21 protein-coding genes and 2 tRNA genes are annotated in these 23,654 nt (G+C 68.9%); 12 read left to right on the top strand and 11 right to left on the bottom strand.

Annotation, left to right across the window (positions count from 1 at the left end; genetic code table 11):
• Positions 1 to 16: 16 nt before the first annotated feature.
• The 3 genes from OKJ99_RS36335 to OKJ99_RS36325 all read right to left on the bottom strand — a co-directional run bounded on the left by OKJ99_RS36335 (position 17) and on the right by OKJ99_RS36325 (position 3,731).
• Complete coding sequence (locus OKJ99_RS36335; protein WP_326022583.1) at positions 17 to 658, bottom strand: superoxide dismutase; 642 nt, start codon at positions 656 to 658, stop codon at positions 17 to 19.
• A 131-nt stretch (positions 659 to 789) separates the two neighbouring features.
• Positions 790 to 2,208, bottom strand: a complete 1,419-nt coding sequence (locus tag OKJ99_RS36330) for an amino acid permease (protein ID WP_326022582.1) — start codon at positions 2,206 to 2,208, stop codon at positions 790 to 792.
• A gap of 167 nt (positions 2,209 to 2,375) precedes the next feature.
• A complete protein-coding gene (locus OKJ99_RS36325; RefSeq protein ID WP_326022581.1) occupies positions 2,376 to 3,731 on the bottom strand; it encodes an amino acid permease in 1,356 nt (451 codons plus the stop codon).
• Positions 3,732 to 4,021: 290 nt separating this feature from the next.
• Between OKJ99_RS36325 and OKJ99_RS36320 the strand changes: the two genes are divergently transcribed.
• Entirely contained in the window at positions 4,022 to 4,621 is a 600-nt protein-coding gene (locus tag OKJ99_RS36320; RefSeq protein WP_326022580.1) for a biotin transporter BioY, read from the top strand.
• A 15-nt stretch (positions 4,622 to 4,636) separates the two neighbouring features.
• Here the strand turns inward: OKJ99_RS36320 and OKJ99_RS36315 are convergent, their stop codons facing one another.
• On the bottom strand, positions 4,637 to 5,401 hold the full coding sequence (locus tag OKJ99_RS36315; protein WP_326022578.1) for an LPXTG cell wall anchor domain-containing protein: 765 nt from the start codon (positions 5,399 to 5,401) through the stop codon (positions 4,637 to 4,639).
• Positions 5,402 to 5,585: 184 nt separating this feature from the next.
• Here OKJ99_RS36315 and OKJ99_RS36310 point away from each other — a divergent pair, with 184 nt between their 5' ends.
• Positions 5,586 to 7,103, top strand: coding sequence for a serine/threonine-protein kinase (locus OKJ99_RS36310; protein ID WP_326022576.1), 1,518 nt, complete (start codon positions 5,586 to 5,588; stop codon positions 7,101 to 7,103).
• Positions 7,104 to 7,157: 54 nt separating this feature from the next.
• Here OKJ99_RS36310 and OKJ99_RS36305 read toward each other — a convergent pair whose 3' ends face one another.
• Positions 7,158 to 8,579, bottom strand: a complete 1,422-nt coding sequence (locus tag OKJ99_RS36305; RefSeq protein WP_326022575.1) for an amino acid permease — start codon at positions 8,577 to 8,579, stop codon at positions 7,158 to 7,160.
• A 160-nt stretch (positions 8,580 to 8,739) separates the two neighbouring features.
• On the opposite strand from OKJ99_RS36305, the gene OKJ99_RS36300 reads away from it, so the two are divergent.
• Together OKJ99_RS36300 and OKJ99_RS36295 are read left to right on the top strand one after the other, a co-directional pair.
• The gene (locus OKJ99_RS36300; RefSeq protein ID WP_326022574.1) at positions 8,740 to 9,228 is read left to right on the top strand and encodes a ribose-5-phosphate isomerase; all 489 of its coding nucleotides are present in this window, start codon (positions 8,740 to 8,742) and stop codon (positions 9,226 to 9,228) included.
• A 156-nt stretch (positions 9,229 to 9,384) separates the two neighbouring features.
• Positions 9,385 to 10,197, top strand: coding sequence for an Fpg/Nei family DNA glycosylase (locus OKJ99_RS36295; protein WP_326022573.1), 813 nt, complete (start codon positions 9,385 to 9,387; stop codon positions 10,195 to 10,197).
• A gap of 171 nt (positions 10,198 to 10,368) precedes the next feature.
• Here OKJ99_RS36295 and OKJ99_RS36290 read toward each other — a convergent pair whose 3' ends face one another.
• The gene (locus OKJ99_RS36290; protein WP_326022570.1) at positions 10,369 to 11,601 is read right to left on the bottom strand and encodes a GNAT family N-acetyltransferase; all 1,233 of its coding nucleotides are present in this window, start codon (positions 11,599 to 11,601) and stop codon (positions 10,369 to 10,371) included.
• A 139-nt stretch (positions 11,602 to 11,740) separates the two neighbouring features.
• On the opposite strand from OKJ99_RS36290, the gene OKJ99_RS36285 reads away from it, so the two are divergent.
• A complete protein-coding gene (locus OKJ99_RS36285) occupies positions 11,741 to 12,913 on the top strand; it encodes a PP2C family protein-serine/threonine phosphatase (RefSeq protein WP_326022569.1) in 1,173 nt (390 codons plus the stop codon).
• A 6-nt stretch (positions 12,914 to 12,919) separates the two neighbouring features.
• On the opposite strand, the gene OKJ99_RS36280 is transcribed toward OKJ99_RS36285, so the two are convergent.
• On the bottom strand, positions 12,920 to 14,101 hold the full coding sequence (locus tag OKJ99_RS36280; RefSeq protein WP_326022568.1) for a cation:proton antiporter: 1,182 nt from the start codon (positions 14,099 to 14,101) through the stop codon (positions 12,920 to 12,922).
• A 170-nt stretch (positions 14,102 to 14,271) separates the two neighbouring features.
• Here OKJ99_RS36280 and OKJ99_RS36275 point away from each other — a divergent pair, with 170 nt between their 5' ends.
• Complete coding sequence (locus OKJ99_RS36275; RefSeq protein ID WP_326022566.1) at positions 14,272 to 14,709, top strand: HD domain-containing protein; 438 nt, start codon at positions 14,272 to 14,274, stop codon at positions 14,707 to 14,709.
• Between the two features lie 34 nt (positions 14,710 to 14,743).
• Here OKJ99_RS36275 and OKJ99_RS36270 read toward each other — a convergent pair whose 3' ends face one another.
• Both OKJ99_RS36270 and OKJ99_RS36265 read right to left on the bottom strand, forming a co-directional pair.
• The gene (locus OKJ99_RS36270) at positions 14,744 to 15,538 is read right to left on the bottom strand and encodes an SDR family NAD(P)-dependent oxidoreductase (protein ID WP_326022565.1); all 795 of its coding nucleotides are present in this window, start codon (positions 15,536 to 15,538) and stop codon (positions 14,744 to 14,746) included.
• A gap of 67 nt (positions 15,539 to 15,605) precedes the next feature.
• Complete coding sequence (locus OKJ99_RS36265) at positions 15,606 to 16,760, bottom strand: acyltransferase family protein (RefSeq protein ID WP_326022564.1); 1,155 nt, start codon at positions 16,758 to 16,760, stop codon at positions 15,606 to 15,608.
• A gap of 510 nt (positions 16,761 to 17,270) precedes the next feature.
• On the opposite strand from OKJ99_RS36265, the gene OKJ99_RS36260 reads away from it, so the two are divergent.
• Positions 17,271 to 17,465: a hypothetical protein gene (locus OKJ99_RS36260; RefSeq protein WP_326022563.1), complete on the top strand. Its 195-nt coding sequence runs from the start codon at positions 17,271 to 17,273 to the stop codon at positions 17,463 to 17,465.
• A gap of 89 nt (positions 17,466 to 17,554) precedes the next feature.
• Here the strand turns inward: OKJ99_RS36260 and OKJ99_RS36255 are convergent.
• Positions 17,555 to 17,625 (bottom strand) — tRNA-Gly (locus tag OKJ99_RS36255).
• Positions 17,626 to 17,764: 139 nt separating this feature from the next.
• On the opposite strand from OKJ99_RS36255, the gene OKJ99_RS36250 reads away from it, so the two are divergent.
• The 5 genes from OKJ99_RS36250 to clpX all read left to right on the top strand — a co-directional run bounded on the left by OKJ99_RS36250 (position 17,765) and on the right by clpX (position 22,446).
• Positions 17,765 to 17,841, top strand: a tRNA-Pro gene (locus tag OKJ99_RS36250).
• A 161-nt stretch (positions 17,842 to 18,002) separates the two neighbouring features.
• Positions 18,003 to 19,388, top strand: a complete 1,386-nt coding sequence (gene tig / locus OKJ99_RS36245) for a trigger factor (protein ID WP_326022562.1) — start codon at positions 18,003 to 18,005, stop codon at positions 19,386 to 19,388.
• A 290-nt stretch (positions 19,389 to 19,678) separates the two neighbouring features.
• Positions 19,679 to 20,284, top strand: coding sequence for an ATP-dependent Clp protease proteolytic subunit (locus OKJ99_RS36240; protein WP_326022592.1), 606 nt, complete (start codon positions 19,679 to 19,681; stop codon positions 20,282 to 20,284).
• A gap of 60 nt (positions 20,285 to 20,344) precedes the next feature.
• A complete protein-coding gene (locus OKJ99_RS36235) occupies positions 20,345 to 21,004 on the top strand; it encodes an ATP-dependent Clp protease proteolytic subunit (RefSeq protein WP_326022560.1) in 660 nt (219 codons plus the stop codon).
• 155 nt (positions 21,005 to 21,159) lie between these two features.
• Complete coding sequence (clpX, locus tag OKJ99_RS36230) at positions 21,160 to 22,446, top strand: ATP-dependent Clp protease ATP-binding subunit ClpX (RefSeq protein ID WP_326022559.1); 1,287 nt, start codon at positions 21,160 to 21,162, stop codon at positions 22,444 to 22,446.
• Between the two features lie 74 nt (positions 22,447 to 22,520).
• On the opposite strand, the gene OKJ99_RS36225 is transcribed toward clpX, so the two are convergent.
• The gene (locus tag OKJ99_RS36225; protein WP_326022557.1) at positions 22,521 to 23,567 is read right to left on the bottom strand and encodes a hypothetical protein; all 1,047 of its coding nucleotides are present in this window, start codon (positions 23,565 to 23,567) and stop codon (positions 22,521 to 22,523) included.
• Positions 23,568 to 23,654 lie beyond the last annotated feature (87 nt).

The following is a 23,654-nucleotide window of genomic DNA, read 5'->3' as shown; positions in this document are numbered from 1 at the left end:
ACGCATCACGTGCCGGCTACGGCACCAGCAGCAGGTTGTACGCCCGCTCCTTCGCGGCCGCGTACCGCTTGGCCACGTCCTGCCAGTTGACGACCCGCCACATCGCCTCGATGAAGTCGACCTTCTGGTTCTTGTACTGCAGGTAGAACGCGTGCTCCCAGGCGTCGAAGACGAGGATCGGGGTCGAGCCCTGGCCGACGTTGCCCTGGTGGTCGTAGATCTGCTCGACGATGAGCCGCCCGCTCACCGGCTCGTACGCGAGGACGCCCCAGCCGGAGCCCTGCGTGGTGGCCGCGGCCTTCGTCAGCTGCGCCTTGAAGCCGGCGAAGGAGCCGAAGGACTCCGCCAGCGCGTCCGCCAACTCGCCCACGCCGTCCGCCACCAGCGGCTCGCCGCCACCGTCACCGGTCATGTTGTGCCAGTAGATGCTGTGCAGGATGTGGCCGGAGAGGTGGAAGGCCAGGTTCTTCTCCAGGCCGTTGATGGAGCCCCACTGTTCCTTGTCGCGGGCCTCGGCCAGCTGCTCCAGGGTGTCGTTCGCGCCCTTCACGTACGCCGCGTGGTGCTTGTCGTGGTGCAGCTCGATGATCTGCGGGTTGATGACCGGCTCAAGCGCCGCGTAGTCGTACGGAAGCTCAGGAAGCGTGTACGTGGCCATGTCTCTCCGTGCCCTCCGACTGCTTATTGCAACTCTATTGCAAGTGCAGGCTAACAGCAGGAGTGGCAGGCGCAACGAAAGGGCCCCCGGACCAAGTGGTCCGGGGGCCCTCTGCGTTGAACGCGGTGCGGCTACTTCTTCTCGGCCTTCTTCTGCCGGGCGTACCCGACCGCCGCGAGGATGATCGCCAGGCCGCCCGAGAAGTACAGCTGGATCCGCGTGTCGTGCTCGCGGGCCATCAGGGCGAAGACGGCGATCATGCCGACGAGCGCGAGGATCGTGAGGTAGGGGTACGCCCACATCTTCACGACCAGCTTCTCCGGCGCCTCACGCTCCAGCTTGCGGCGCAGCACCAGCTGCGAGACGGCGATGAAGAACCAGACGACGAGGATGATCGCGCCGATGGTGTTGAGCAGCCAGGCGAAGATGTCGTCGGGCCGCCAGTAGCTGAGCAGCACGCAGACGAAGCCGAAGACCGCCGACATCAGGACGGCGGCGCGCGGCACGCCGTTGGTGATCCTGCCGATGACCTTCGGACCCATGCCGCGGGCGACCAGCGAACTGGCCATGCGGGAGGCGCCGTAGATGTTGGCGTTCATGGCGGAGAGCAGCGCGACGAGGATGACCACGTTCATGATCTGGCCGGCCCCGGGGACACCCAGGTAGTCGAGCGTGGCGACGTAGGGACCCTTGGTCGGGATCTCCTTCGCGGTCCAGGGCAGGAGGACCACGACGACCGCCATCGAGCCGACGTAGAACAGCGCGATGCGCCACATCGCGGTGCGGACGGCCTTCGCGACGCCCTGGACCGGGTGCTCCGACTCGGCGGCGGCGATCGTCACCGTCTCCAGACCGCCGTACGCGAAGACGGACGCGAGGAGGCCGACGATCAACCCCTCCGTACCGTTCGGCATGAAGCCGCCGTGGCCGGTGAGGTTGGACATTCCGGGGGCGTCGACGTCGGGCAGCACGCCGAGGATGGCCAGGATGCCGATGACGAGGAAGAGCACGATCGCGCCGACCTTGAGCGCGGCGAACCAGAACTCGAACTCGCCGAAGTTCTTCACGGCCGACAGGTTCGTGACCGTGAACAGCAGCATGAACAGGGCCACCCAGGCCCACTCCGGGACCCCCGGCACCCAGCCGTGCACGATGCCGGCGGCGCCGATGCCCTCCAGGCCGACGGCCACGCAGAGCAGGAACCAGAACGACCAGCCGGCGGTGAATCCGGCCCACGGCCCGATGCCCCGCTCGGCGTGCACGGAGAAGGAGCCGGACGCCGGGTACGCGGCCGCCATCTCGCCCAGCATGCGCATCACGAGCATGACAAGTGCGCCGGAGATCGCGTAGGCGAGGATGATCGAAGGGCCCGCGGCGGCGATCGCGGTGCCGGAGCCCACGAAGAGGCCCGCACCGATCACGCCGCCCAGCGCGATCATGGAAAGATGGCGCTGCTTGAGGCCGTGCGACAGCGACGGCTCGGCCGGCGCCTGCTCGACCGGCCGCGCGTCCGTCCCCTCCGCAGGGGACTGCGCTGAGTTCCGAGACATGGGTGTGCCCTGTTCAGTAGCTGTGACGGTCCTGGCGTAAACGGAACGTAAAACTGCCACAGTCTGGGCGGGCGGCCCGCTCATAGGGAATAGGTTTCCGGTATACGGACACGACGCTCACACGCCGCAATGATCATGTCGACGTTCGGTGAACACGTGGCCACCACTCAGTCACGCCGTGCGCGCAACTCCCGTACCCCCGCGACCGCGAGGACGAGCAGCGTCGCCCCGGTCGACCACATCAGCTGCGGCCGCGCCGCCTCGTCGGTCAGCATCAGCCCGAAGACCGCGGCCATCGCGGCGATCGCCACCCACGTCAGCCAGGGGAACGCCCACATCTTCAACACGAGGCGCTCAGGGGCCTCCTGCTCGATGCGCCGCCGCAGACGCAGCTGCGACACGGCGATCAGCGCCCACACGAACAGCAGCACGGCGCCGACCGAGTTGAGCATGTAGAGGAAGATCGTGTCCGGCCACTCCAGGTTGAGCAGGACCGAGATGAACCCGAAGGCCACCGAGGCCAGCACCGCGCGGCGCGGCACCCCGCCACCGCTCACCTTCAGGAGCGCCTTCGGCGCCTCGTCGCGCTCGGCGAGCGAGAAGATCATGCGCGACGATCCGTAGAGGTTGGCGTTCAGCGCGGAGAGCAGCGCCACGAACACCACGATGTTCATGATCTGCGCCGCCGACGGGACGCCGATCGAGTCGAGCACGGTGACGTACGGGCTGATCCCCGCCTTCTGCGCCGTCCAGGGCAGCACGGTCACGATGACCAGCATCGACCCGACGTAGAAGAACAGGATCCGGAACACCGCGCTGCGCACCGCGCGCGCCACCGAGCGGGCCGGGTCCTCGGACTCGGCGGCCGCGATCGTGACGACCTCCAGGCCGCCGAACGCGAAGACGACCGCGAGCACCCCGGAGACGACGCCCTCCCAGCCGTGCGGCAGGAACCCGCCCCGGCCGGTGAGGTTGGTGAGGCCGACCGGATCCGTGTCGGGGAGCAGGCCGAAGATCGCGAGGGCGCCGAGCACCAGGAACGCGACGATCGCGAAGACCTTGAGGGCCGCGAACCAGAACTCGAACTCGCCGAAGTTCTTCACCGCCGTCAGGTTGGCGACGGTGAACACGACCATGAACAGCAGCACCCACGCCCACTGCGGGACGCCCGGCACCCACCCGTTCGCGATCTGCGCCGCGCCCGTCGCCTCGACGGCGAGCACCACCACGAGCATGAACCAGTAGAGCCAGCCGGCGCTGAACCCGGCCCACCGGCCGAGCGCCCGCTCCGCGTGCACCGAGAAGGAACCGGACGCGGGCATCGCGGCGGACATCTCGCCGAGCATCCGCATCACCAGCATCGCGAGCGTGCCCGCGATCAGGTACGAGACGACGATGCCGGGCCCCGCGACCGCGATACCGGCGCCCGAGCCGACGAAAAGCCCCGCGCCGATGACCCCGCCGAGGCCGAGCATCGTGAGGTGGCGCTGCTTCAGCCCGGCGGAGAGTGGTTCGTCTTGCATGGGGCTTCAGCCGTTCTCGGATGTGCGGGTCGCGCGGGCGTGCGCGGTTTGGCGGGAACCTACAGTCTCCCGTTCGAGCGCCTCCGCGCGCAAAACGGACTCTCCCAGTGACGAGCATCACCTTGTACGGGGTGTACGCGGCGTTGTTTGTTCAGAGCCCACCAACACGGCGTGGGCGCCTTTGTCGACCGGCGACCGTGATCGGCCCAACTCCCCTGGGATAGCGTCACGAAGTCCCTCCCTGCCCGACCGCAAGGTCCTCTGGACCTTCGACAGACACCGGAGTCCCCATGAGCACCGCCGCTGTCACGACCGCCCGTCCGGGCAAGGTCCTGGCCGACCTCCTGCCCGCCTCCCGCACCAAGTCCGCCGTTGCCCTGAAGAGCACGGCCCTGGTCCTCGGCGGCGCCGCCCTCACCGGAATCGCCGCGCAGATCGCGCTCCCGGTCCCGGGTTCCCCGGTGCCGGTGACCGGGCAGACCTTCGCCGCGCTGCTCGTCGGCACCGCGCTCGGTGCCCGCCGCGGCTTCCTCGCGCTCGCCGTCTACGCGCTCGCGGGCATGGCCGGCATGCCGTGGTTCGCCGAGGGCGGCTCGGGCATGTCGATGCCCTCGTTCGGTTACGTCATCGGTCTGATGCTGGCCTCGGCCGCGGTCGGCGCGCTCGCCCGGCGCGGCGCGGACCGCTCGATGCTGCGCACCGCGGGAACGTTCCTGCTCGGCGAGGCCATCGTCTACGCGGTCGGCGTCCCGTACCTGGCCCTGTCCACCGGGATGGGCCTCACGGCCGCGATCGCCGCGGGCCTCACCCCGTTCCTGATCGGCGACGTCCTGAAGGCGGCCCTGGCGATGGGCGCGCTGCCCACCGCCTGGAAGCTCGCCGACAAGTAGTCCGCCAGTGCGCGACTAGAGCGCTTCGGAGCTGTCGCGGCGGGTCCACCACAGGCCCGCCCCGCCGGCCGCGATCAGCGCCGCGCCGACCGCGCCCAGCGGCAGCGCGGCATCGCCGACACCGGTCGACGGCAGGTTCCCCTGATCGTTGCCGCCGCCCCCGCCCTTGTCGCCCTTGTCGCCCGCGGGGGCAGCCGGCTTGTTCTCCGTGCCGAGCAGCAGCGGTGTGACGGGCGCGTTCGGTGAGGGGCTCGTCGTGCCGAACGGCACCGGGCCCTGCTGCCAGAACGTCTTCTTCGTGTCCCCGCTCTGCACCGGCAGACAGATCTTCCCGGTCTTTTTCAGATCGAATGTCGCGGCGACCTTGTACGACTGAGTCTTTCCCGCCCTGAGGTTGTCTATGGGGCAGGAGAATCCGCTGTTGGAGCCCTTCGGCAGCTTGTTCTCCGGTATCGCGGTGCAGTTCGGAACATCCTTCACCACGAGCCCGTCGAACCCCACCACGGCCAGGAATATCCGGCCGCTTCCCTTGCTGCCCTGATTGCTGACGCTCGCGATCAGATTCTCTGTCTGTCCGGTCGAGTTGTCGGCCGAGATCTTCTTCGGCAGCGCCGTGGTCAGCTTCACGCCCGAGGGCGCCGCGTCCACCGGCTTTCCGCCCTCGCCGCTGCCCGGACCAGGCCCGTCGTCCGCGAGCGCGGCGCCCGGCAGCACCATGAACGCCGTCACGGCGGCCGCGCACAGCGACCCGGCGATTTTGATCTGACGTCGTGAACTCATGCTCGTCGTCCCCCTAGGTCTTTCCGCTTCCCCCAACCGCGGCCGAATTCGCGGCACTTGAAGAGGTACCACAAGATTTCTCCGCACTATGCTGGGGCGGCGGGAAGTGTCGACTTTGTGTTTCTCTGTGCTTCGGGGGTGCAGTCGATTGCCTGGGAATACGAGCGGAGGCGTCCAGGGGTTATTGGTGGCGTCCCGCTACCGCCTGGACGAATCGATAGGCCAGGGCGGAATGGGGCGCGTGTGGCGCGCGGTGGACGAAATGCTCGACCGCCGGGTCGCCGTCAAGGAAATGCGCATCGACGGCCTCGACCCCGAGGACGCCCGCACCCGCCGCGAGCGCACCCTGCGCGAGGCCCGTGCCACCGCCCGCATCGACCACCCGGGCGTGGTGCGCGTCTACGACGTCGTCGACCAGGGCGAACGCCTGTGGATCGTCATGGAACTGGTCGACGGCCGCTCCCTGGAGCAGATCCTCGTCGAGGACGGGCCGCTGCCGGTGGACGAGGTCGCGCGGATCGGACTGAGCCTGGCCGGGGCGCTGCGCCAGGTGCACGCGGGCGGTGTGCTGCACCGGGACATCAAGCCCGGCAACGTACTCATCGAGCGCGTGGGACAGCGCCGCGTCATGCTCACGGACTTCGGCATCGCCGCGATCCAGGACGCCAAGGCGCTCACCATGGTCGGCATGCTGGTCGGCTCGCCCGACTACATGGCGCCGGAGCGGATCTCGGGCCGACCGCAGGGCCCGCCGTCCGACCTCTGGTCCCTCGGGGCGACGCTCTGCGCGGCGCTCGGCGGCAGCTCGCCGTTCTCCCGGGACACGACCCTCGCGACCCTGCACGCCGTCCTCTACGAGGAGCCGCACCTGCCGCCCGATGCGGGCCGGCTCGGTCCGCTCCTCGCGGGTCTGCTGGCGAAGGAGCCGCAGGACCGCCCCGACGTCGACACGGTGACCGGGGCGCTGGCCCCCGCCGAGCCCCCGCCCAAGCACCCCGAGGCACCGCAGCCCGGAACCCGCACCCTCGACATCGGCCTGCGCCGCCCGGCGCCCGCCCCCGCCCCCGCGCGGCCCCGGCCGGCGAACCGACGCAGGACGGCCCTCATCGCGGCCGGGGGAGCGCTGGCCGTGGGCCTCGCGGTGGCCCTCGCCCTCACGCTGCCGGACGGCGACCCGCAGGCGGGCGGCTCGACACCCACGACATCCCGCCCGCCCACCGTCGAGGGCACGTCCCGGCCGCCCACCGAGAGCCTTCCGGCGGGTGCGCGGCGGGAGGCGGGGTACGCGTGGGTGCCGCCGAAGGGCTGGGAGCGGGTGGTGAAGACGGCGTCCGAGGTGCACTACACCTCACCGGACGGCACCCAGGAGCTCGTCGCCCAGTCGGCCCTCGCCAAGGACGACCTCCTGGCCACGTGGCAGAAGTCCGAACGCGCCGCCCACCAGGGCCAGGACTACAAAAAGCTCCGCCTGACCCGCACCACGTTCCGCGGCCGCCCCGCGGTGGTCTGGGAGTACCTCTTCACCCTGAAGGGCGCCCGCTGGCACGCGGAACTCCTCGGCTTCGACCGCGGAAGCCGCTCCTTCCAGGTGGGCACGTGGTACCGCCCGGAGGTGGAGGAACGGGCGAGGGCAACGTACGAGCGGGTGAAGGAGACATTCACGATCACTAGCGCGCCCCAATCAAGCCCCGCCGGCGATTGAGGCGCGGGGTCCGGGGCAGAGCCCCGAGACGTCAACCCCGGACCCCCGCAACACTCACCCGCGCCGCTGCACGCGCTCACGCACAAGCGAGAACCCAACAACGAACGCCGCAACGAGCAGCGAAAGCAGAACCTGCTCCCGCCCCGCGTCATCCGTCAACATGTACACAAGCACGAACGAGATCATCGCGATCGTCGCCCACGTCAGATACGGGAACAGCCACATCTTGACGACAAGCTTCTCCGGCTGGTCCCGCAGGATCATCCCGCGCATCTTCAACTGCGTGAAACAGATGACCAGCCACACGAACAGCGCGACGGCTCCGGAGGAGTTCAGCAGGAAGTTGAAGACGGTGTCCGGCCACTGGTAGTTGAACCAGACCGCGAGGAACCCGAAGACGACGGACCCGAGGATCGCGACCCGCGGCACACCACGCGACGTGGTCTTCGCGAACGCCTTCGGCGCGTCACCGCGCTGCCCGAGCGAGAAGGCCATACGGGAGGCGGTGTAGAGCCCGGAGTTGAGGCACGACAGCACGGCCGTCAGCACGATGACGTCCATGACCTGCCCGGCGTGCGGGATGCCGATGACGTTCAGAGCGGCCACGTAGGACCCCTCGTCGACGATCGACGGATCGTTCCACGGCAGCAGCGTCAGCACGACGAAGATCGAGCCCAGGTAGAAGATGCCGATGCGCCAGATCACGGAGTTCGTGGCCCTGGTGACGGCCTTCTGCGGGTTCTCGGACTCACCGGCGGCGAGCGTGACGATCTCGGAGCCCATGAAGGAGAAGACGACCATCAGTACACCGGTGAGGATCGCTCCCGGCCCCTTGGGGAAGAAGCCTCCGGAATCGGTGAGGTGCGCGAGCCCGGACCCCGGGTTGTCGGAGCCCGGCAGCAGCCCGAACACGGCGAGCAGGCCCACGATCACGAACGCCGCGATCGCGACGACCTTGATCCCGGCGAACCAGAACTCGAACTCTCCGTACGAGCCGACGGCCGCCAGGTTCACGACGGTGAGCACGACCATCACGATCAGCGCCCACCCCCACTGCGGGACGCCCGGTATCCAGCCGTTGAGGATCTTCGCCCCGGCCGTCGCCTCCACGGCGAGCACCACGACCCAGAAGAACCAGTACAGCCAGCCGATGGAGAAACCGGCCCAGCGGCCCAGGGCCTGGTCGGCGTAGGCGGAGAAGGAGCCGGAGGAGGGCCGTGCGGCGGCCATCTCGCCCAGCATCCGCATCACGAAGACGACCATCGCGCCGACGAGGGCGTACGAGATGAGGATGGCGGGTCCTGCGGCCGCGATGCCGGAGCTGGATCCGACGAAGAGACCGGCTCCGATGACACCGCCGATGGCGATCATGGACAGGTGCCGGTTCTTCAGCCCTGCCTTGAGTCCGTCACCGTCGCCGCCGGTGGGCGGCGTACCGGATGAGGCCCCGGTGGTGGGGGGCGACTGCGTGGTCATGCACGGATCCTTACGTTGGGCGTAAACGTGCGTCCGCATTCAACGCACCGGGGGGCCCGATCGGAAGCTTTGAGTCCGGATTGTTGTCAAGGCCACGACGGGCGGCCCGCCGGGCACCCGGAGGCGGCTACCCGGCGGGCGTCGTGCCACACTCGGACCCATGCGCGTGTACCTCGGCTCGGATCATGCCGGCTACGAATTCAAGAACCACCTGGTCGAATGGCTCAAGGCCCACGGCCACGAGCCCGTCGACTGCGGGCCCCACATCTACGACGCCCAGGACGACTACCCGCCGTTCTGCCTCCGCGCCGCGGAGCGGACGGCGGCGGACCCCGACGCCCTCGGCATCGTGATCGGCGGCTCCGGCAACGGTGAGCAGATCGCCGCGAACAAGGTGAAGGGCGTCCGTGCGGCCCTCGCCTGGAGCGAGCAGACCGCTGCGCTCGGCCGTGAGCACAACAACGCGAACGTGATCTCCATCGGTGGGCGGATGCACACGGAGGAGGAGGCGACGAAGTTCGTCGAGATCTTCCTGGCGACGCCGTACTCCCACGAGGAGCGCCACCAGCGCCGCATCGACATGCTGTCGGCCTACGAGGCGTCGGGCGCCCTCCCCCCGATCCCCGCCCACCACCCGCAGCAGGACTGAACCCCTCCGGGCTTGTCCTCAATCGCCGGACGGGCTTGATTCATCAAGCCCCGCCGGCGATTGAGGCGCGGCATTTCAAGCCCCTGCGGCGATTGAGCAGCGGGGTCCGGGGCAGAGCCCCGAGACGTCAACCACGGTCGGCCGAAAGGAAGAGGCGTGCCCGAAGGCCACACAATCCATCGGCTCGCCCAGGACCACGCCGAGAAATTCGCCGACCGCAAGGTCACGGCCACCAGCCCCCAGGGCAAGTTCTCCGACGCCGCCGCCCTCCTCACCGGCCAGCAACTCACCCGCACCGAGGCCCACGGCAAGCACCTCTTCCTCCTGTTCGGCGCGGAGCACTGGGTCCACATCCACCTCGGCCTCTTCGGCAAGTACACCTTCGGCGGTCCCCCCGCCCCGCCCCCCACGGACACCGTCCGCCTGCGCCTGGCGAACGACGCCCACTACGCGGACCTCCGCGGCCCCACCACCTGCGCGCTCATCACGGACGCCGAGAAGCAGGCGATACACGACCGCCTCGGCCCGGACCCGCTGCGCCAGGGCGAGGACCCCGCCAGGGCGTACGAGCGGATCTCCCGCAGCCGCACCACCATCGCCGCGCTCCTCATGGACCAGAAGGTGATCGCGGGCGTCGGCAACGTCTACCGCGCCGAGGTCCTCTTCCGGCACGGCATCGACCCGTACACCCCCGGCAAGAACCTCACCCGCCCCCAACTCGCCGTGATCTGGGACGACTTGGTGGCGCTGATGCACGACGGCGTCCGCGCCAACCGCATCGACACCGTCCGCCCCGAGCACACCCCCGAGGCGATGAACCGGGCCCCGCGCGTCGACGACCACGGCGGCGAGGTCTACGTCTACCGGCGCGCGCACCGGCCCTGCCACCTGTGCGGCACCGAGATCCGCACGGCGGAACTCGCGGCCCGCAACCTCTTCTGGTGCCCCACCTGCCAACCGGCCCGCTAGGCCGTGTCCGCAAAGTCCCTCCTGCCCCGCGACGCCTGGCAAGCGCTCTCGCCGCACCGGGCGTAAGGCCGAGTACATCCAGTACGAGGCCTTGCCCCCGGCACGCCGAGAGCACTCACCAGACGCCGCGGGGCCGCCCTTCGGGCGACGAAGGGACTTTGCGGACACGACCTAGAACCCGTGCGGCAGCCACGGCGCGACGGCCGAGCCGAACGCCACCGACGCCTCCGCGAGCGCCCCCGGCCGCAGCTCCCGCACCCGCCCGGCCCCGGCCAGTTCGAGCAGTGACGCGTCACCGAGGTAGGCCGCGCCCAACTCCCGTACGGACAGGGCGAGATCGGCCGGCTCCTCGGTCCGCTTGCAGGACGCGCCACCCTTCGCGTCGCCCGCGAGCCGCCAACGCCCCTCGTTCCAGGGGCAGAAGGCGTCCGCCACCTCGAACACGACGTCCACGGGCGTGAGATACGTACGCGCTTCGAGCGCCTGACCCACATCCACCAGTCGTACGTGCATCGAGTCACGCACCCGTACGTCGCACCGCCGGATGTCGGAGACCAGCGAGAACAGCGGGTCGTCCACCGGAAGGTTGCCGCACTCCACGATCTCCGTCAGGTCGATGCCGCACAGGAACCGCCACAGCGCCGCGTACGCCGCGGGCTCGACCGCGGTCACCTCGCGCACCAGGACGGTGCTGCAATCCACCCCGTGCGCGGACTCCGGCTTCACGTGGAATCGCGCGAACCCGACGGTCTCCCCGCCCAGTTCGGCGACCACGCACTGCAACGGCGACGCCCCGCCCCGGTCCCGCTCCGGGTCGAGCAGCGGCAGCCGCTCCCAGCCGGGCAGCCGGGCGAGCATCCCGGGCCGCGTCCCCACGGTCCGCAGATACACCGACTCGCACCGCTCGGCGGCCTCCGCCACCTCCACGTACCGCAGCCGCACCCGGTCCGCCTCGGCGGGCGCCTCGACGCGTACCCGCTGGGACTCGATGCGCACCGTGGCCTTGCGGGTCCCGATGCCGTAGCCGAACCGCCCGTAGATCGCGGGTTCGGACGCCGTGAGCACCGCCAGGGGCTCGCCCCACCCTCGTACGTCGTCGAGTTGACGGCGCATCATCCCGGTCAGGATGCCGCGCCTGCGGTGCGTCGCGGCGACGCTGACCATGGTCACGCCCGCCGCGGCCACGAAGGCCCCGCCGGGCACCGAGACGCGGAACGGGAAGGCGCCCGCCGTGCCCACGCACTCGGCCCCGTCCCAGACCCCGAGCGAGCGGTCGAGGGCGGTCAGCTCCCGGTAGAGCCCACGCTCCTCGGGTGCCTCGGCCACTCCGCCGAAGGCCCGCTCCAGCTTCCCGTACCAGTTGTCCCACTCGCTGTCCCGCAACGTGCGCAGATCGGTCGCCATACGCCATCCCTACCAGGGCGGGCAGCGGCGGGCGAGGGAATTTACCCGCTGTACCGGGGCTGACCGGCGTGCCCGGAAAGGGGGACAAGTGGGACCTCCCGTGCACAGATCCTGACCCGGTGGATAGGGTCCACGAACAATGGCGGTACGACGAGAGCGGCGCGGGCGCGAACAGCGCGCGGAGGCCGATACGTTCCCGGCCCGGTTGAGAATGCGCGTACACCGGGTCCGCACAGCCGTGCGCAAATCCGGAGTGGACTACTTCCGCGGGGACGGTTCGGACTGGATCGCGCTCGTCGGGCTGCTCATCACCATCCCGGTGATCGCCTTCGCCACCATCCTCAATCCGGTGTGGTGCGCGCCCGCCATCCTCGTCCTGCCGATCGTCGCGGGCGGCCTGCTGCTGCGCCCCGCCAGCCTGCTCGGTCTGTACGCGGCGGCGGCCGCGGCGCTGATCGTGGAGTCGTTCCAGCTCGGCCCCTACACACAGCGCGCGGCCGGAGTCACGCCCGGCACCGTGCTCACGGTCGCGGCCTGCGGGTTCTTCGGCCTGCTCATCGCCCAGTTCCGCAGCCGGGTCGGCGTGCCCTGGCGGCGCGGCGGAACGATGCTCTTCGACCTGCGCGAGCGGATCCGTACGCAGAGTCGGCTGCCCAAGCTGCCGCCCGGCTGGCACCGCGAGATGGCGCTGCGCCCGGCGGGTGGCCAGTCGTTCTCCGGTGACTTCGTGGTGGCGGCCCGTACGAACAACGGCCGCACGCTTGAGGTCGTCCTCACGGACGTGTCGGGCAAGGGCATGGACGCGGCCTCGCGGGCGCTGCTGCTCGCCGGCGCCTTCAGCGGACTGCTCGGCTCGCTGCCGCCGCACGCCTTCCTGCCCGCGGCCAACGGCTATCTGCTCCGCCAGGACTGGGACGAGGGCTTCGCGACCTCGATCCACCTCGTCCTCGACCTGGAGTCCGGCGACTTCGAGCTGTACTCCGCGGGCCATCCGCCGGGTCTCCAGCTCAGCGCGGGCACCGGGCGCTGGGAGGAGAAGGCGGCCGAGGGGCCGCTCCTCGGCGTCTACGACGGGGCCGAGTTCGACGCCACGAAGGGGAAGCTGCGCCCCGGTGACGTGCTGATGCTGTTCACGGACGGCCTCGTCGAGACCTCCGAGCGGGACATCAGCGAGGGCATCGACCGCCTCACCGGGGAAGCCGACCGGTATGTGACCGGCGGCTTCCACGGTGCGGCCTGGCACCTCATCGAGGCGGTGGCCAAGGACGTCAACGACGACCGGGCGCTCCTGCTGATCTGCCGGGACGCGTGAGGGGCCCTACACCCCGGCGCCGACCCGTGGCTCATCGAGCACCGGCGCCCGCTCCTTGATCGGCAGGATCCTGGCCAGCCACTCGGACCGGCCCGCGGCCATCGGCCCGAGGACCGCGAGCAGCAGCACGTATCCCGCGATGAACGGCGAGAGGCGTTCGTCGAGCCCCGCGCCCGCGGCCATCGTGGCGAGGATCAGCGCGAACTCGCCGCGCGCCAGCAAGGTGGTCGAGATGTTCGCCGCGGGCCCGGCCCCGAACCCGTAGATCTTCGCCCCGCCGATCCCCGCGAGGACGTTCATGACGAGCGTCAACGCGACCGCGGCGAGCACGGGCCACACCACGCTCGGCAGGTCACCGGGGTCGATGGAGAGCCCGAACCCGAAGAAGAAGATCGCCCCGAAGGCGTCCCGCAGCGGGTGCACCAGCGTGCGGATCCGCTCACCGGAGGCGGTCGAGCCGAGCATCAGGCCGACCATGAACGCCCCGATGGCGTCGGCGACCCCGAACCACTCGGAGACCCCGGCCACGAACACCGCGGCACCGAGGAAGGAGATGACGAGGAGTTCGTCGTCCTTGGTGTTGAAGAGCATGCCGACGATCCGCGTGCCGAAGCGCGCCGCGAGGGCGAGCAGCAGCAGGAACCCGAAGGCCTTGCCGCCGTCGAGCACGGCGGCCGACAGCGAGTCGGCGCCGGACAGGATCGGTTGCAGGGCGGCCAGATACAGGGCGAGGAAGATGTCCTCGACCACGATGATCCCGAGGATCGGCTTGGTCTCGGGGTTCCCGAGCCGGCCGGTGTCGACAAGGACCTTCGTGACGATCGCGGACGACGAGATGCCGAGCACCCCGGCGAGGACCAGAGCTTCGGATGTGCCCCAGCCGAGGGCGAATCCGAAACCGAGGCCGGCGCCGACGTTCAGAGCGAGGTACGTCCCTCCGGCGACGGCCATCTTGCGGCCGCCCGTCTTCAGGTCGTCCATGTGGAACTCGAGGCCGAGATAGAAGAGCAGAAGTACGAGGCCGAGCGCGGAGAGCATCTCCAGGTCGTGCGGGTCGGAGAGCAGCACGACGCCCGGCGTGTGGGGGCCGAGCAGGATCCCGGCCAGGATGAACAGGGGAATGGTGGGGAGGCCTATCCGCCCTCCCAGGCGGGCGAGGACGGCTGCCGCGAGAAAGGCGCCGCCCATGGCGATCAAGGTGTCCGCGTGTCCGATGGGCCCGTTCCTCCTTGGTCTTGAAGCCCGGTCGTCAGGACTGACTAGAGGCTTTGGTCAAGAGAGCGTCAAGAAAACGTCAATACTTAGCTTACCAAAGGACCTGGAGGCCGAGTCCGGAGCTCCGTGAGAAGGTCGGCGGCATGCTCACGCTGACGGAAGTCGAGGCCCTCGCGCGCCAGGCCCACCAAGGCCAGAAGGACAAGGCGGGCCGCCCGTACGCGGAGCATCTGGCGGCCGTGGCCGAAGGCACCCGCGCCAGGGGAGGCGACGACGCCCAGATCGCCGCGGCCTGGCTGCACGACGCGATCGAGGACGACGCGCTCACACAGGAGTGGCTGGACGCGGCCCCGCTCCCGGCGAGGACGAAGGCGGTCGTCGGCGCCCTGACCAAGCGCCGGGGCGAGCCCCCGGAGGCGTACGCACGACGCATCCTCGCGACCCCCGGCGCCCGCCTGGTCAAGGAGGCGGATATGGACCACAACGCGGACCCGGGCCGCCTCGCCGTTCTCGACGGGCCGACCCGGGATCGACTGACCCGGAAGTACGCGACGATGCGCGCGCTGCTGGGGATCGGCTGAGCTTTTTACGGCCGTAAAGGCCCTACTAAAGGCCCTACGGCAGGATCGAGTCCACGTAGCCGCCGTCCACCCGCAGGGCGCCGCCTGTCGTGGCGCTCGACAGGTCGGAGGCCAGGTAGACCACCATGTTCGCGATCTCCTCGGGCTCGATGAGCCGTTGCAGCAGGGACTGCGGGCGGTGCTCGCGCATAAAGGCCCTTTGCGCCTCGTCCCAGGGCAGGTCGCGGTCGACCAGTTCGTAGACGAAGTCCTCCACACCACCCGTGTGGGTGGGACCCGCGATCACGGAGTTGACGGTCACGCCGCTGCCGGCGGCCTGTTTCGCGAAGCCGCGGGTCACCGCGAGCAGTGCCGTCTTGGACATCCCGTAGTGGATCATCTCGGCGGGGATCACCACGGCCGAGTCGCTGGCGATGTTCTGGATCCGCCCCCAGCCGCGCTCGGTCATGCCGGGCAGATAGTGGCGGATGAGCCGGACCGCGGCCAGCACGTTGACCTCGAAGTAGCGGCGCCACTCCGCGTCGGTGATCTCCAGCGGGTCGGCGGAGCCGAAGATTCCCAGGTTGTTGACCAGGATGTCGATGTGGGGGAGCGCCTCGGCGGCGTCCCGCAGGCCGTCCTCCGTGGTGACGTCGGCCGCGACCGGCACCAGGTCCGCGCCGGGTGCGTCGGCGCGGATGCGGGACACGGCCTCGTCGACGCGCTCCCGTGTCCGGCCGTTGACGCCGACGCGGGCCCCGGAGCGGGCCAGGCCCGTCGCGATGGCGGCGCCGATGCCCTGGGTGGATCCGGTGACCAGGGCGGTGCGTCCCGCCAGATCGATCTGCATGAGGCCGGGCTCCTCGTGGTTCGGGTAAGGGCGGGTGGGTGCCCGCTCCCACCCTCACCCGAACCGGTCAGGCGCGCTGCCTGGCCCGCGCCGTCTCGGTGGCGTCCTTCTTGAACGCCCACGGCATCTTCGGCTCCATGGCGAAGCGGAAGGCCCGTTGCACCGGTGGCGTACACAGGGCGGTGACGACCGCGCCCGCGATGATCGTGACGATGACCTGGCCGTACGGGGTGTGGATCCAGTCCGCGTCGAACCAGCCCCAGAACCGGGAACCCTTCGCCAGGAACCCGTGCAGCAGATAGCCGTACAGCGTCCCAGCGCCGAGCACCGTGAACCACGTCCTGCGACCCGGCACCCACGCGAAGAAGCACGCGGTGAGCACGATCGAGCAGCCGAACAGGGCGAGGGTCATGACGACGCCGACCCACCACGGGACGCCCAGCTCCTGCGCGCTGTCGCGGTGGTAGAACCACACCGACGTCATGCGCGGAGCCGCCCAGTAGGCGAGCAGGAAGGCGCACGCCGCGATCGGCACGGACAGGATCCGCACCTCGCGCCGCCGCACGAGCTGGAAGTGCTCGGGCTTCAGGAACAGGCCGAGTACGAAGAACGGCAGGAACTGCAGGACGCGCTGCAGGTCCAGGTCGTCGCCGATGTCGGGGGAGACCGACGCGAGCACGGCGATCGCGATGGAGAGCGGGATCGGCCAGCGGACGATCTTCCACAGCGGCGTGGTCAGCCGCCAGATGAACAGCGCGACGAGGAACCAGGTCAGAAACCATGGGTCGAGCAGGCTGATCGGATGCGTGGGGTCGTTGTCCGCGTACTTCTTGAAGATGCTGTACGCGACTTCGAAGATCACGTATGGCACGGCGACGCCGGTGATGAGGCGCCGCAGCCGGTCGGGCCGCATGTCGAAGCTGCGCGAGAAATAGCCGGAGATGATGATGAACGCCGGCATGTGGAACGTGTAGACGATCTCGTACAGCGCTTCGGCGGTACGGCTGCCGTCCGTCAGGGGTTCCCAGGAGTGGCCCATCGCGACAAAGACGATGGCCAGGTATTTGGCGTTGTCGAAGAACGCGTCGCGCTGCTTGGGCTTGGGGCTGGTGTCGGCCGGAGCGGGGGCCGGTTTCTGCTGGGGGGCGACGTCCGCCGGGGGCCGAGCGGTCGGTGGCAGCGGGGTGCGGTGCGAGCCCTGCGGGTACAGCGAGTTGGTCACGGGCCCTCCCGCCAGGAACTCGGGGAGATCGTGGGGGGCCGCACTGCGCCAGTGGGGATGATGGCAGCGTGGAACATCTGAGGCACCTTAGTGGGGCCCCTGTGATTTCGTAAAACCCTCAACTCGATTCCTCCTTGGCGTTTACAGGTACCCCGTTTGCGCAGAACTCGACATGGAGTTTGTGCGGTTGTGCCCCGCCGATTTGCCTGCCCTTGGTGAAATGACCGATTCGTCCCATACGGCTTGGTCAGTAATTGGACATCGCATTTCCTTGATTTTCCTGTGTGCGAACCAAGGGGAAACTGAGAGAAAGCCTGCAGGCCGCGCAGGCGGTGGGCGCGCGGGGCGGCCGGGACGATAGAAACGATCAAGCCGAAACCCGCCGGTACGTGGCCGACGATGCGTCACGGGCCGCATAGAGGCGCCGGGTTGGTGGCACGATGGTTCTGGCGGGGGGTGGGGCTGCACCCCTCGGGCCGGGAGAGCGGACCGACCTAGGGTGTGATCAGTGTGGCCATTTCGCTGTCAGTGGTGCTGTTGTTGGCGATCGTCCTTGTCGTCCTCATGCGCGGCGGCTCGATCAAGGCGGGACCCGCCATAGTCGCGGTGCTCTTCGGCTTCTTCCTCGCATCGACCGGAATGGCGCCTGCGATCAACAACTTCCTCAACTCGGTCGCGGACAGCGTCAGCGCGATCCATTTCTGAAGCAGCGGCCAGGACGCCCGGCTGAGGCCCGCGAAAAAGCCTCCGGCCCGATCCACGAGGAGTGGACCGGGCCGGAGGCTTTTCACAAGAGCGGGCGACGGGAATCGAACCCGCGTAGCTAGTTTGGAAGACTAGGGCTCTACCATTGAGCTACGCCCGCACGGCTGCACCGCAGGTCGCTGACCGCGGTACGCAGGCATCGTAGCGGGTCGGGGGCGCCGAGTGCACACCCTCTTTCCGGTGGCCCGCAGCGCGGGAGCCGCACTGCCTGCGGGCATGTACCCTACGTGTCGCACCGACGGGGTGTGGCGCAGCTTGGTAGCGCGTCCGCTTTGGGAGCGGAAGGCCGTGGGTTCAAATCCCGCCACCCCGACCAGCGTTCGGAGAGTGGCCGTCAAGGAACAGGGCGGGCCGCCCCGGGTTCTCCAAGATCGCATTGTGGGTCCGCAGCGGCGTGCCGTTACTATGCAAGCTGCATGCCCGTGTGTCTCTTAAGCCGGGCACGATCCCAGAAGTCAGCCCCCAAGGAGACCCACCGTGAAGAGCGCCGTCGAGACCCTGAACCCGACCCGGGTTCGGCTCAGCATTGAGGTGCCCTTCGAGGAGCTCAAGGACAGCCTCGACGCGGCGTACAAGAAGATCAACCAGCAGGTCACGGTGAAGGGCTTCCGCAAGGGCAAGATCCCGGCCCGCGTCATCGACCAGCGCTTCGGCCGCGGTGCGGTTCTCGAAGAGGCTGTCAACGACGCGCTCCCGAAGTTCTACACCGAGGCCGTCAATGAAGCGGAGCTGAACGTCCTCGGCCAGCCCGAGGTCGACATCACGGACCTGAAGGACGGCGAGACGCTGAACTTCACCGCTGAGGTTGATGTACGCCCGACGATCGAGATCCCGGACTACTCCGGCATCGAGGTCGAGGTCGACGCCACTGAGGTCACCGAAGAGGACATCGACAAGGCCGTCGAGCAGCTGCGCGACCGCTTCGCCTCCACCGCGCCGGTCGAGCGCGCCGCCGAGGACGGCGACGTCGTGACCATCGACCTGGAGGCCAAGGTCGAGGGCGAGATCCTCGAGGACGGCGTCGCCTCCGGTGTCTCGTACACCATCGGCTCGGGCGAGCTCCTCGACGGCATCGACGACGCCGTCACGGGCCTGGAGGCCGGTGGCGAGGCCACCTTCACCTCCGAGCTCAAGGGCGGCTCCGCCGAGGGCAAGGACGCCGAGGTCACCGTCAAGGTGAGCCAGGTCGCCAAGCGTGAACTGCCGGAGCTGGACGACGAGTTCGCGCAGCTCGCCTCCGAGTTCGACACCCTCGACGAGCTGAAGGCCGACAGCCGCAAGCGCCTCGAGAACCAGAAGCTGAACGACCAGGCCACGCAGGCGCAGGAGCGCGTCCTGGAGAAGCTGCTCGAGCTGGTCGAGGTCCCCGTCCCGGAGAAGCTGCTCGAGGACGAGGTCCAGACCCGCAAGCACAACCTCGAGAACCACCAGCTCGCCCAGATGGGCCTGAACCTCGAGAAGTTCCTCGAGATCCAGGGCAAGACGGTCGAGGAGTTCGACGCCGAGACGAGCGAGCAGGCCGTCAAGGGCATCAAGACGCAGTTCGTCCTCGACGAGCTCGTCAACAAGGAGAAGCTGAACGTCAGCCAGGAGGAGCTCACCGAGCACCTCATGCGCCGCGCCGCCTCCTCCGGCATGTCCCCCGACCAGTTCGCCCAGGCCGTCGTCGAGGGTGGCCAGGTCCCGATGCTGGTCGGCGAGGTCGCCCGCGGAAAGGCCCTTGCCGTGGTCGTCGAGTCCGCCACCGTCAAGGACACCAACGGCGAGATCGTCGACCTTGAGGACGACGAGGAGGAGACGGAGGAGGCCCCCGAGGCCGCCGCCGAGTCCACCGACTCCGCCGAGGAGCAGGACAAGGCGTAACCGCTCCGCTCAGGAACGTGTGACTGAGGCCCCCGGAACCGCCATGGTTCCGGGGGCCTCAGTGCCCCGTAAGGGGTGCGGGGACGGCGCAGTTCCCCGCACCCCTTACGGGGCCCCGTACCTGCGCTCACAGCGAACAGTTCCTTCCGCGGGATTCCCCGGAGGGGGCCGCGCGTTAGGGTCCATGAAGAGGAGGGCAGGGGAGTCCGAGCACGGCCCCCGGCCCCAGCTAAAGACGCAAGACGGCGCGTAGCCGTCAGAGACGAGCAGGTGGATCCGTGACGAATCTGATGCCTTCCGCCGCAGGCGAGCCGTCCATCGGTGGTGGCCTCGGCGACCATGTCTACAACCGGCTGCTCGGCGAGCGCATCGTCTTCCTCGGCCAGCAGGTCGACGACGACATCGCGAACAAGATCACCGCGCAGATGCTGCTCCTTGCCGCCGACCCGGACAAGGACATCTTCCTGTACATCAACAGCCCCGGCGGCTCGGTGACGGCCGGCATGGCGATCTACGACACCATGCAGTACATCCCGAACGACGTCGTCACGATCGGCATGGGCATGGCCGCCTCCATGGGCCAGTTCCTGCTGACCGGCGGCGCGGCGGGCAAGCGCTTCGCGCTGCCGCACACCGACATCCTGATGCACCAGGGCTCCGCCGGCATCGGTGGTACCGCGTCGGACGTGAAGATCCAGGCCGAGTACCTGCTGCGCACGAAGAAGCGCATGGCCGAGATCACCGCGCGCCACTCGGGCCAGAGCGTCGAGACGATCATCCGTGACGGTGACCGCGACCGCTGGTTCACCACCGACGAGGCCAAGGAGTACGGCCTCATCGACGAGATCATCACTGCCGCTACGGGCGTTCCGGGCGGCGGCGGCACCGGCGCCTGATCCTCGCGATCACGCCGGAACAGCCACCCCAGCCCCCCTCACCAGGACGGAACACCGACGATGAACAACTTCCCCGGCAGCGGCCTGTACACGGGTCCGCAGGTCGACAACCGCTACGTGGTGCCGCGCTTCGTCGAGCGCACCTCGCAGGGTGTGCGTGAGTACGACCCCTACGCGAAGCTCTTCGAGGAGCGCATCATCTTCCTCGGCGTGCAGATCGACGACGCGTCGGCCAACGACGTCATGGCGCAGCTGCTGTGCCTGGAGTCGATGGACCCGGACCGCGACATCTCCATCTACATCAACAGCCCCGGTGGCTCGTTCACGGCCCTCACGGCCATCTACGACACGATGCAGTTCGTGAAGCCGGACATCCAGACGGTCTGCATGGGCCAGGCCGCCTCCGCGGCCGCCGTCCTGCTGGCCGCCGGCACCCCGGGCAAGCGCATGGCGCTGACCAACGCGCGCGTGCTGATCCACCAGCCCTCCGGCGGCACCGGCCGTGAGCAGCTCTCCGACCTGGAGATCGCGGCCAACGAGATCATGCGCATGCGTGCACAGCTGGAAGACATGCTGGCCAAGCACTCGACGACGCCGATCGAGAAGATCCGCGACGACATCGAGCGCGACAAGATCCTCACGGCCGAGGACGCGCTCGCGTACGGTCTGGTCGACCAGGTCGTCTCGACGCGCAAGATGAACAACGAGGCGATCGCGTAGTCAGCGCTGTATCGTCTGCCGTCCCCTCGGCACGGTTCACGTCAAAGTGAACCGTGCCAAGGGGGGCCCGAACGGGGGGCCCGGCAAGGTACCGTCGGATACAGGCACCAGGAGCCGCTTACGCGAGCGTCTCCCAGGCGAAGGGGAAGCACCTCGTGGCACGCATCGGTGACGGCGGCGATCTGCTCAAGTGCTCGTTCTGCGGAAAGAGCCAGAAGCAGGTCAAGAAGCTCATCGCAGGCCCCGGTGTATACATCTGCGACGAGTGCATCGACCTCTGCAACGAGATCATCGAGGAAGAGCTCGCTGAGACGAGCGAAGTGCGCTGGGAGGAACTGCCCAAGCCGCGCGAGATCTACGAGTTCCTCGAGAGCTACGTCGTAGGACAGGAAGCCGCCAAGAAGGCCCTGTCCGTCGCGGTGTACAACCACTACAAGCGCGTCCAGGCCGGCGAGAACGGCGGGGCGAACGGGCGGGACGACGCGATCGAACTCGCGAAGTCCAACATCCTTCTCCTCGGCCCGACCGGTTCCGGGAAGACGCTCCTCGCACAGACACTGGCGCGCATGCTCAACGTCCCGTTCGCCATCGCCGACGCGACGGCGCTGACGGAGGCGGGGTACGTCGGCGAGGACGTCGAGAACATTCTGCTGAAGCTGATCCAGGCGGCCGACTACGACGTCAAGAAGGCCGAGACCGGGATCATCTACATCGACGAGATCGACAAGGTCGCCCGCAAGTCGGAGAACCCGTCGATCACGCGCGATGTGAGCGGTGAGGGCGTACAGCAGGCGCTCCTCAAGATCCTTGAGGGCACCAGCGCCTCGGTTCCGCCGCAGGGCGGCCGCAAGCACCCGCACCAGGAGTTCATCCAGATCGACACGACGAACGTGCTGTTCATCGTGGGCGGCGCGTTCGCCGGTCTGGAGAAGATCATCGAGTCGCGGGCGGGCGCCAAGGGCATCGGCTTCGGCGCGACCCTGCACTCCAAGCGCGAGCTGGAGGAGAAGGACCAGTTCCAGGAGGTCATGCCGGAGGACCTGGTGAAGTTCGGGATGATCCCGGAGTTCATCGGCAGGCTCCCGGTCATCACCGCGGTCCAGAACCTCGACCGTGAGGCGCTGCTCCAGATCCTCGTCGAGCCGAAGAACGCTCTGGTCAAGCAGTACGAGCGGCTCTTCGAACTCGACGGTGTGGAGCTGGACTTCGAGCGCGAGGCGCTTGAGGCCATCGCCGACCAGGCGATCCTGCGCCGCACCGGCGCGCGAGGACTGCGCGCCATCATGGAGGAGGTCCTCCAGTCGGTGATGTACGAGGTCCCGTCCCGCAAGGACGTGGCCCGCGTCGTCATCACCGCGGAAGCCGTTCACTCGAACGTGAACCCGACGCTGATCCCGCGGGACGCCCGCGGCGGTGGCAGCGGCGAGCAGAAGTCGGCGTAGCGGAACGCCAGTCGGCATGAGAAGGGCCCCGGTCGGATCTCCGACCGGGGCCCTTCTCATGAAGCTGCTGACCGTCAGGACTTGACGCGCACCTCTTCGCGCAGCTTCGCCGTCGTGTCGGCCGCCTCGCTCAGCGGCTGCTCCTTCTTCGAGATGATGGCGCCGCTGTCGGAGAACACGATGTACGTGACCGTGCTGTGGTCACCCCAGATGCACATCGGCATCTTGAAGCTCGACGGCACGCCCGCGGTGGACGAACTGCCGCCGGGCATCGCGTACTTGGCGTTCTGGCACTTGATGACGCCGTTCTTGAAGCCGGCCGGCTCGAACTTCTGGGGCGAGCCCTCGAAGGAGACCTTGGCGCCGCTCGCGCCGCCCGCCTCCTCCTCCGACTTCTTCTGCATCTCGGTGAACATCGAGTCGACGACCTTCTCCGGGTCCTCGATCTTGCCGTAGACACCACCGAAGTTGATCGCCTTGACCGAGGTGCCGGAGCCCGCCTTGTAGCTGGCGTTCACCGCCTTGGGGTCGGTCACGCCCCACTTCTCGGCTTCTTGCACGTCGTTCTCGGTGAAGGTGCCGCTGCTGGAGGTGTTCGAGCTGCTCTTCTGGTACTCGCCGAGGACCGTGGCCGGCGTCGTCAGCTTGTGCGCGCCGTCGTCCGCCACGGACGAGCCGCCGCTGCCACTGCCGCCGCCACCGAAGATGAAGTAGCCCCCCACCGCGAGCGCCGCCACCACGGCGACCGCGCCGATGACGATGCCCAGCATCTTCTTGTTGCCGCCCCCGCCGGTGGGCGGCTGCGGCGGGTACTGGCCGTACGGAGCCTGCTGCGGCTGACCGTACGGGCCCGGCTGCTGGGGCTGGCCGTAACCGCCGGGCGCCTGCTGCGGCGGCTGTCCGTACGGACCCGGCGGCTGCTGGGGCGGAACGCCCTGGGGCGCCTGCTGAGGCGGCTGCTGCGGGTAACCGTAACCGGGCTGGGGCGCCTGCGGCGGCTGGCCGTACGGACCCGGCTGCTGCGGCTGGCCGTAGGGGCCCGGCTGCCGGGGCTGCTGTCCGTACGGGCCCGGCTGCTGGGGCGGCTGGTTCCCGTACGGTCCCGGCTGGTTGTGGCTCATTACTGGCATTCCCTCCCGTTGCTTATGTGCTGCCGACATCCTGGCGTACGTGGGTGCGATCCGTTCCACCGGATTCGGTTTCAGTAC

The sequence above is a fragment of the Streptomyces endophyticus genome (assembly GCF_035798155.1).
GTDB classification, from domain to species: Bacteria; Actinomycetota; Actinomycetes; order Streptomycetales; family Streptomycetaceae; genus Streptomyces; species Streptomyces endophyticus.
Note: the sequence above shows the minus strand (reverse complement) of the source record. Positions and strands in the feature narration are given on the sequence as shown.

What these genes read in the sequence shown, in the direction of transcription:
- OKJ99_RS36275 (WP_326022566.1), top strand. Translation starts at nt 14,272, where the DNA reads ATGCTCACGCTGACGGAAGTCGAGGCCCTCGCGCGCCAGGCCCACCAA.
- OKJ99_RS36305 (WP_326022575.1), bottom strand. Translation starts at nt 8,579, where the DNA reads ATGACCACGCAGTCGCCCCCCACCACCGGGGCCTCATCCGGTACGCCG.
- OKJ99_RS36285 (WP_326022569.1), top strand. Translation starts at nt 11,741, where the DNA reads ATGGCGGTACGACGAGAGCGGCGCGGGCGCGAACAGCGCGCGGAGGCC.
- OKJ99_RS36225 (WP_326022557.1), bottom strand. Translation starts at nt 23,567, where the DNA reads ATGAGCCACAACCAGCCGGGACCGTACGGGAACCAGCCGCCCCAGCAG.
- OKJ99_RS36330 (WP_326022582.1), bottom strand. Translation starts at nt 2,208, where the DNA reads ATGTCTCGGAACTCAGCGCAGTCCCCTGCGGAGGGGACGGACGCGCGG.
- OKJ99_RS36240 (WP_326022592.1), top strand. Translation starts at nt 19,679, where the DNA reads ATGCCTTCCGCCGCAGGCGAGCCGTCCATCGGTGGTGGCCTCGGCGAC.
- OKJ99_RS36270 (WP_326022565.1), bottom strand. Translation starts at nt 15,538, where the DNA reads ATGCAGATCGATCTGGCGGGACGCACCGCCCTGGTCACCGGATCCACC.
- OKJ99_RS36290 (WP_326022570.1), bottom strand. Translation starts at nt 11,601, where the DNA reads ATGGCGACCGATCTGCGCACGTTGCGGGACAGCGAGTGGGACAACTGG.
- OKJ99_RS36335 (WP_326022583.1), bottom strand. Translation starts at nt 658, where the DNA reads ATGGCCACGTACACGCTTCCTGAGCTTCCGTACGACTACGCGGCGCTT.
- OKJ99_RS36235 (WP_326022560.1), top strand. Translation starts at nt 20,345, where the DNA reads ATGAACAACTTCCCCGGCAGCGGCCTGTACACGGGTCCGCAGGTCGAC.
- OKJ99_RS36315 (WP_326022578.1), bottom strand. Translation starts at nt 5,401, where the DNA reads ATGAGTTCACGACGTCAGATCAAAATCGCCGGGTCGCTGTGCGCGGCC.
- OKJ99_RS36280 (WP_326022568.1), bottom strand. Translation starts at nt 14,101, where the DNA reads ATGGGCGGCGCCTTTCTCGCGGCAGCCGTCCTCGCCCGCCTGGGAGGG.
- OKJ99_RS36320 (WP_326022580.1), top strand. Translation starts at nt 4,022, where the DNA reads ATGAGCACCGCCGCTGTCACGACCGCCCGTCCGGGCAAGGTCCTGGCC.
- OKJ99_RS36325 (WP_326022581.1), bottom strand. Translation starts at nt 3,731, where the DNA reads ATGCAAGACGAACCACTCTCCGCCGGGCTGAAGCAGCGCCACCTCACG.
- OKJ99_RS36300 (WP_326022574.1), top strand. Translation starts at nt 8,740, where the DNA reads ATGCGCGTGTACCTCGGCTCGGATCATGCCGGCTACGAATTCAAGAAC.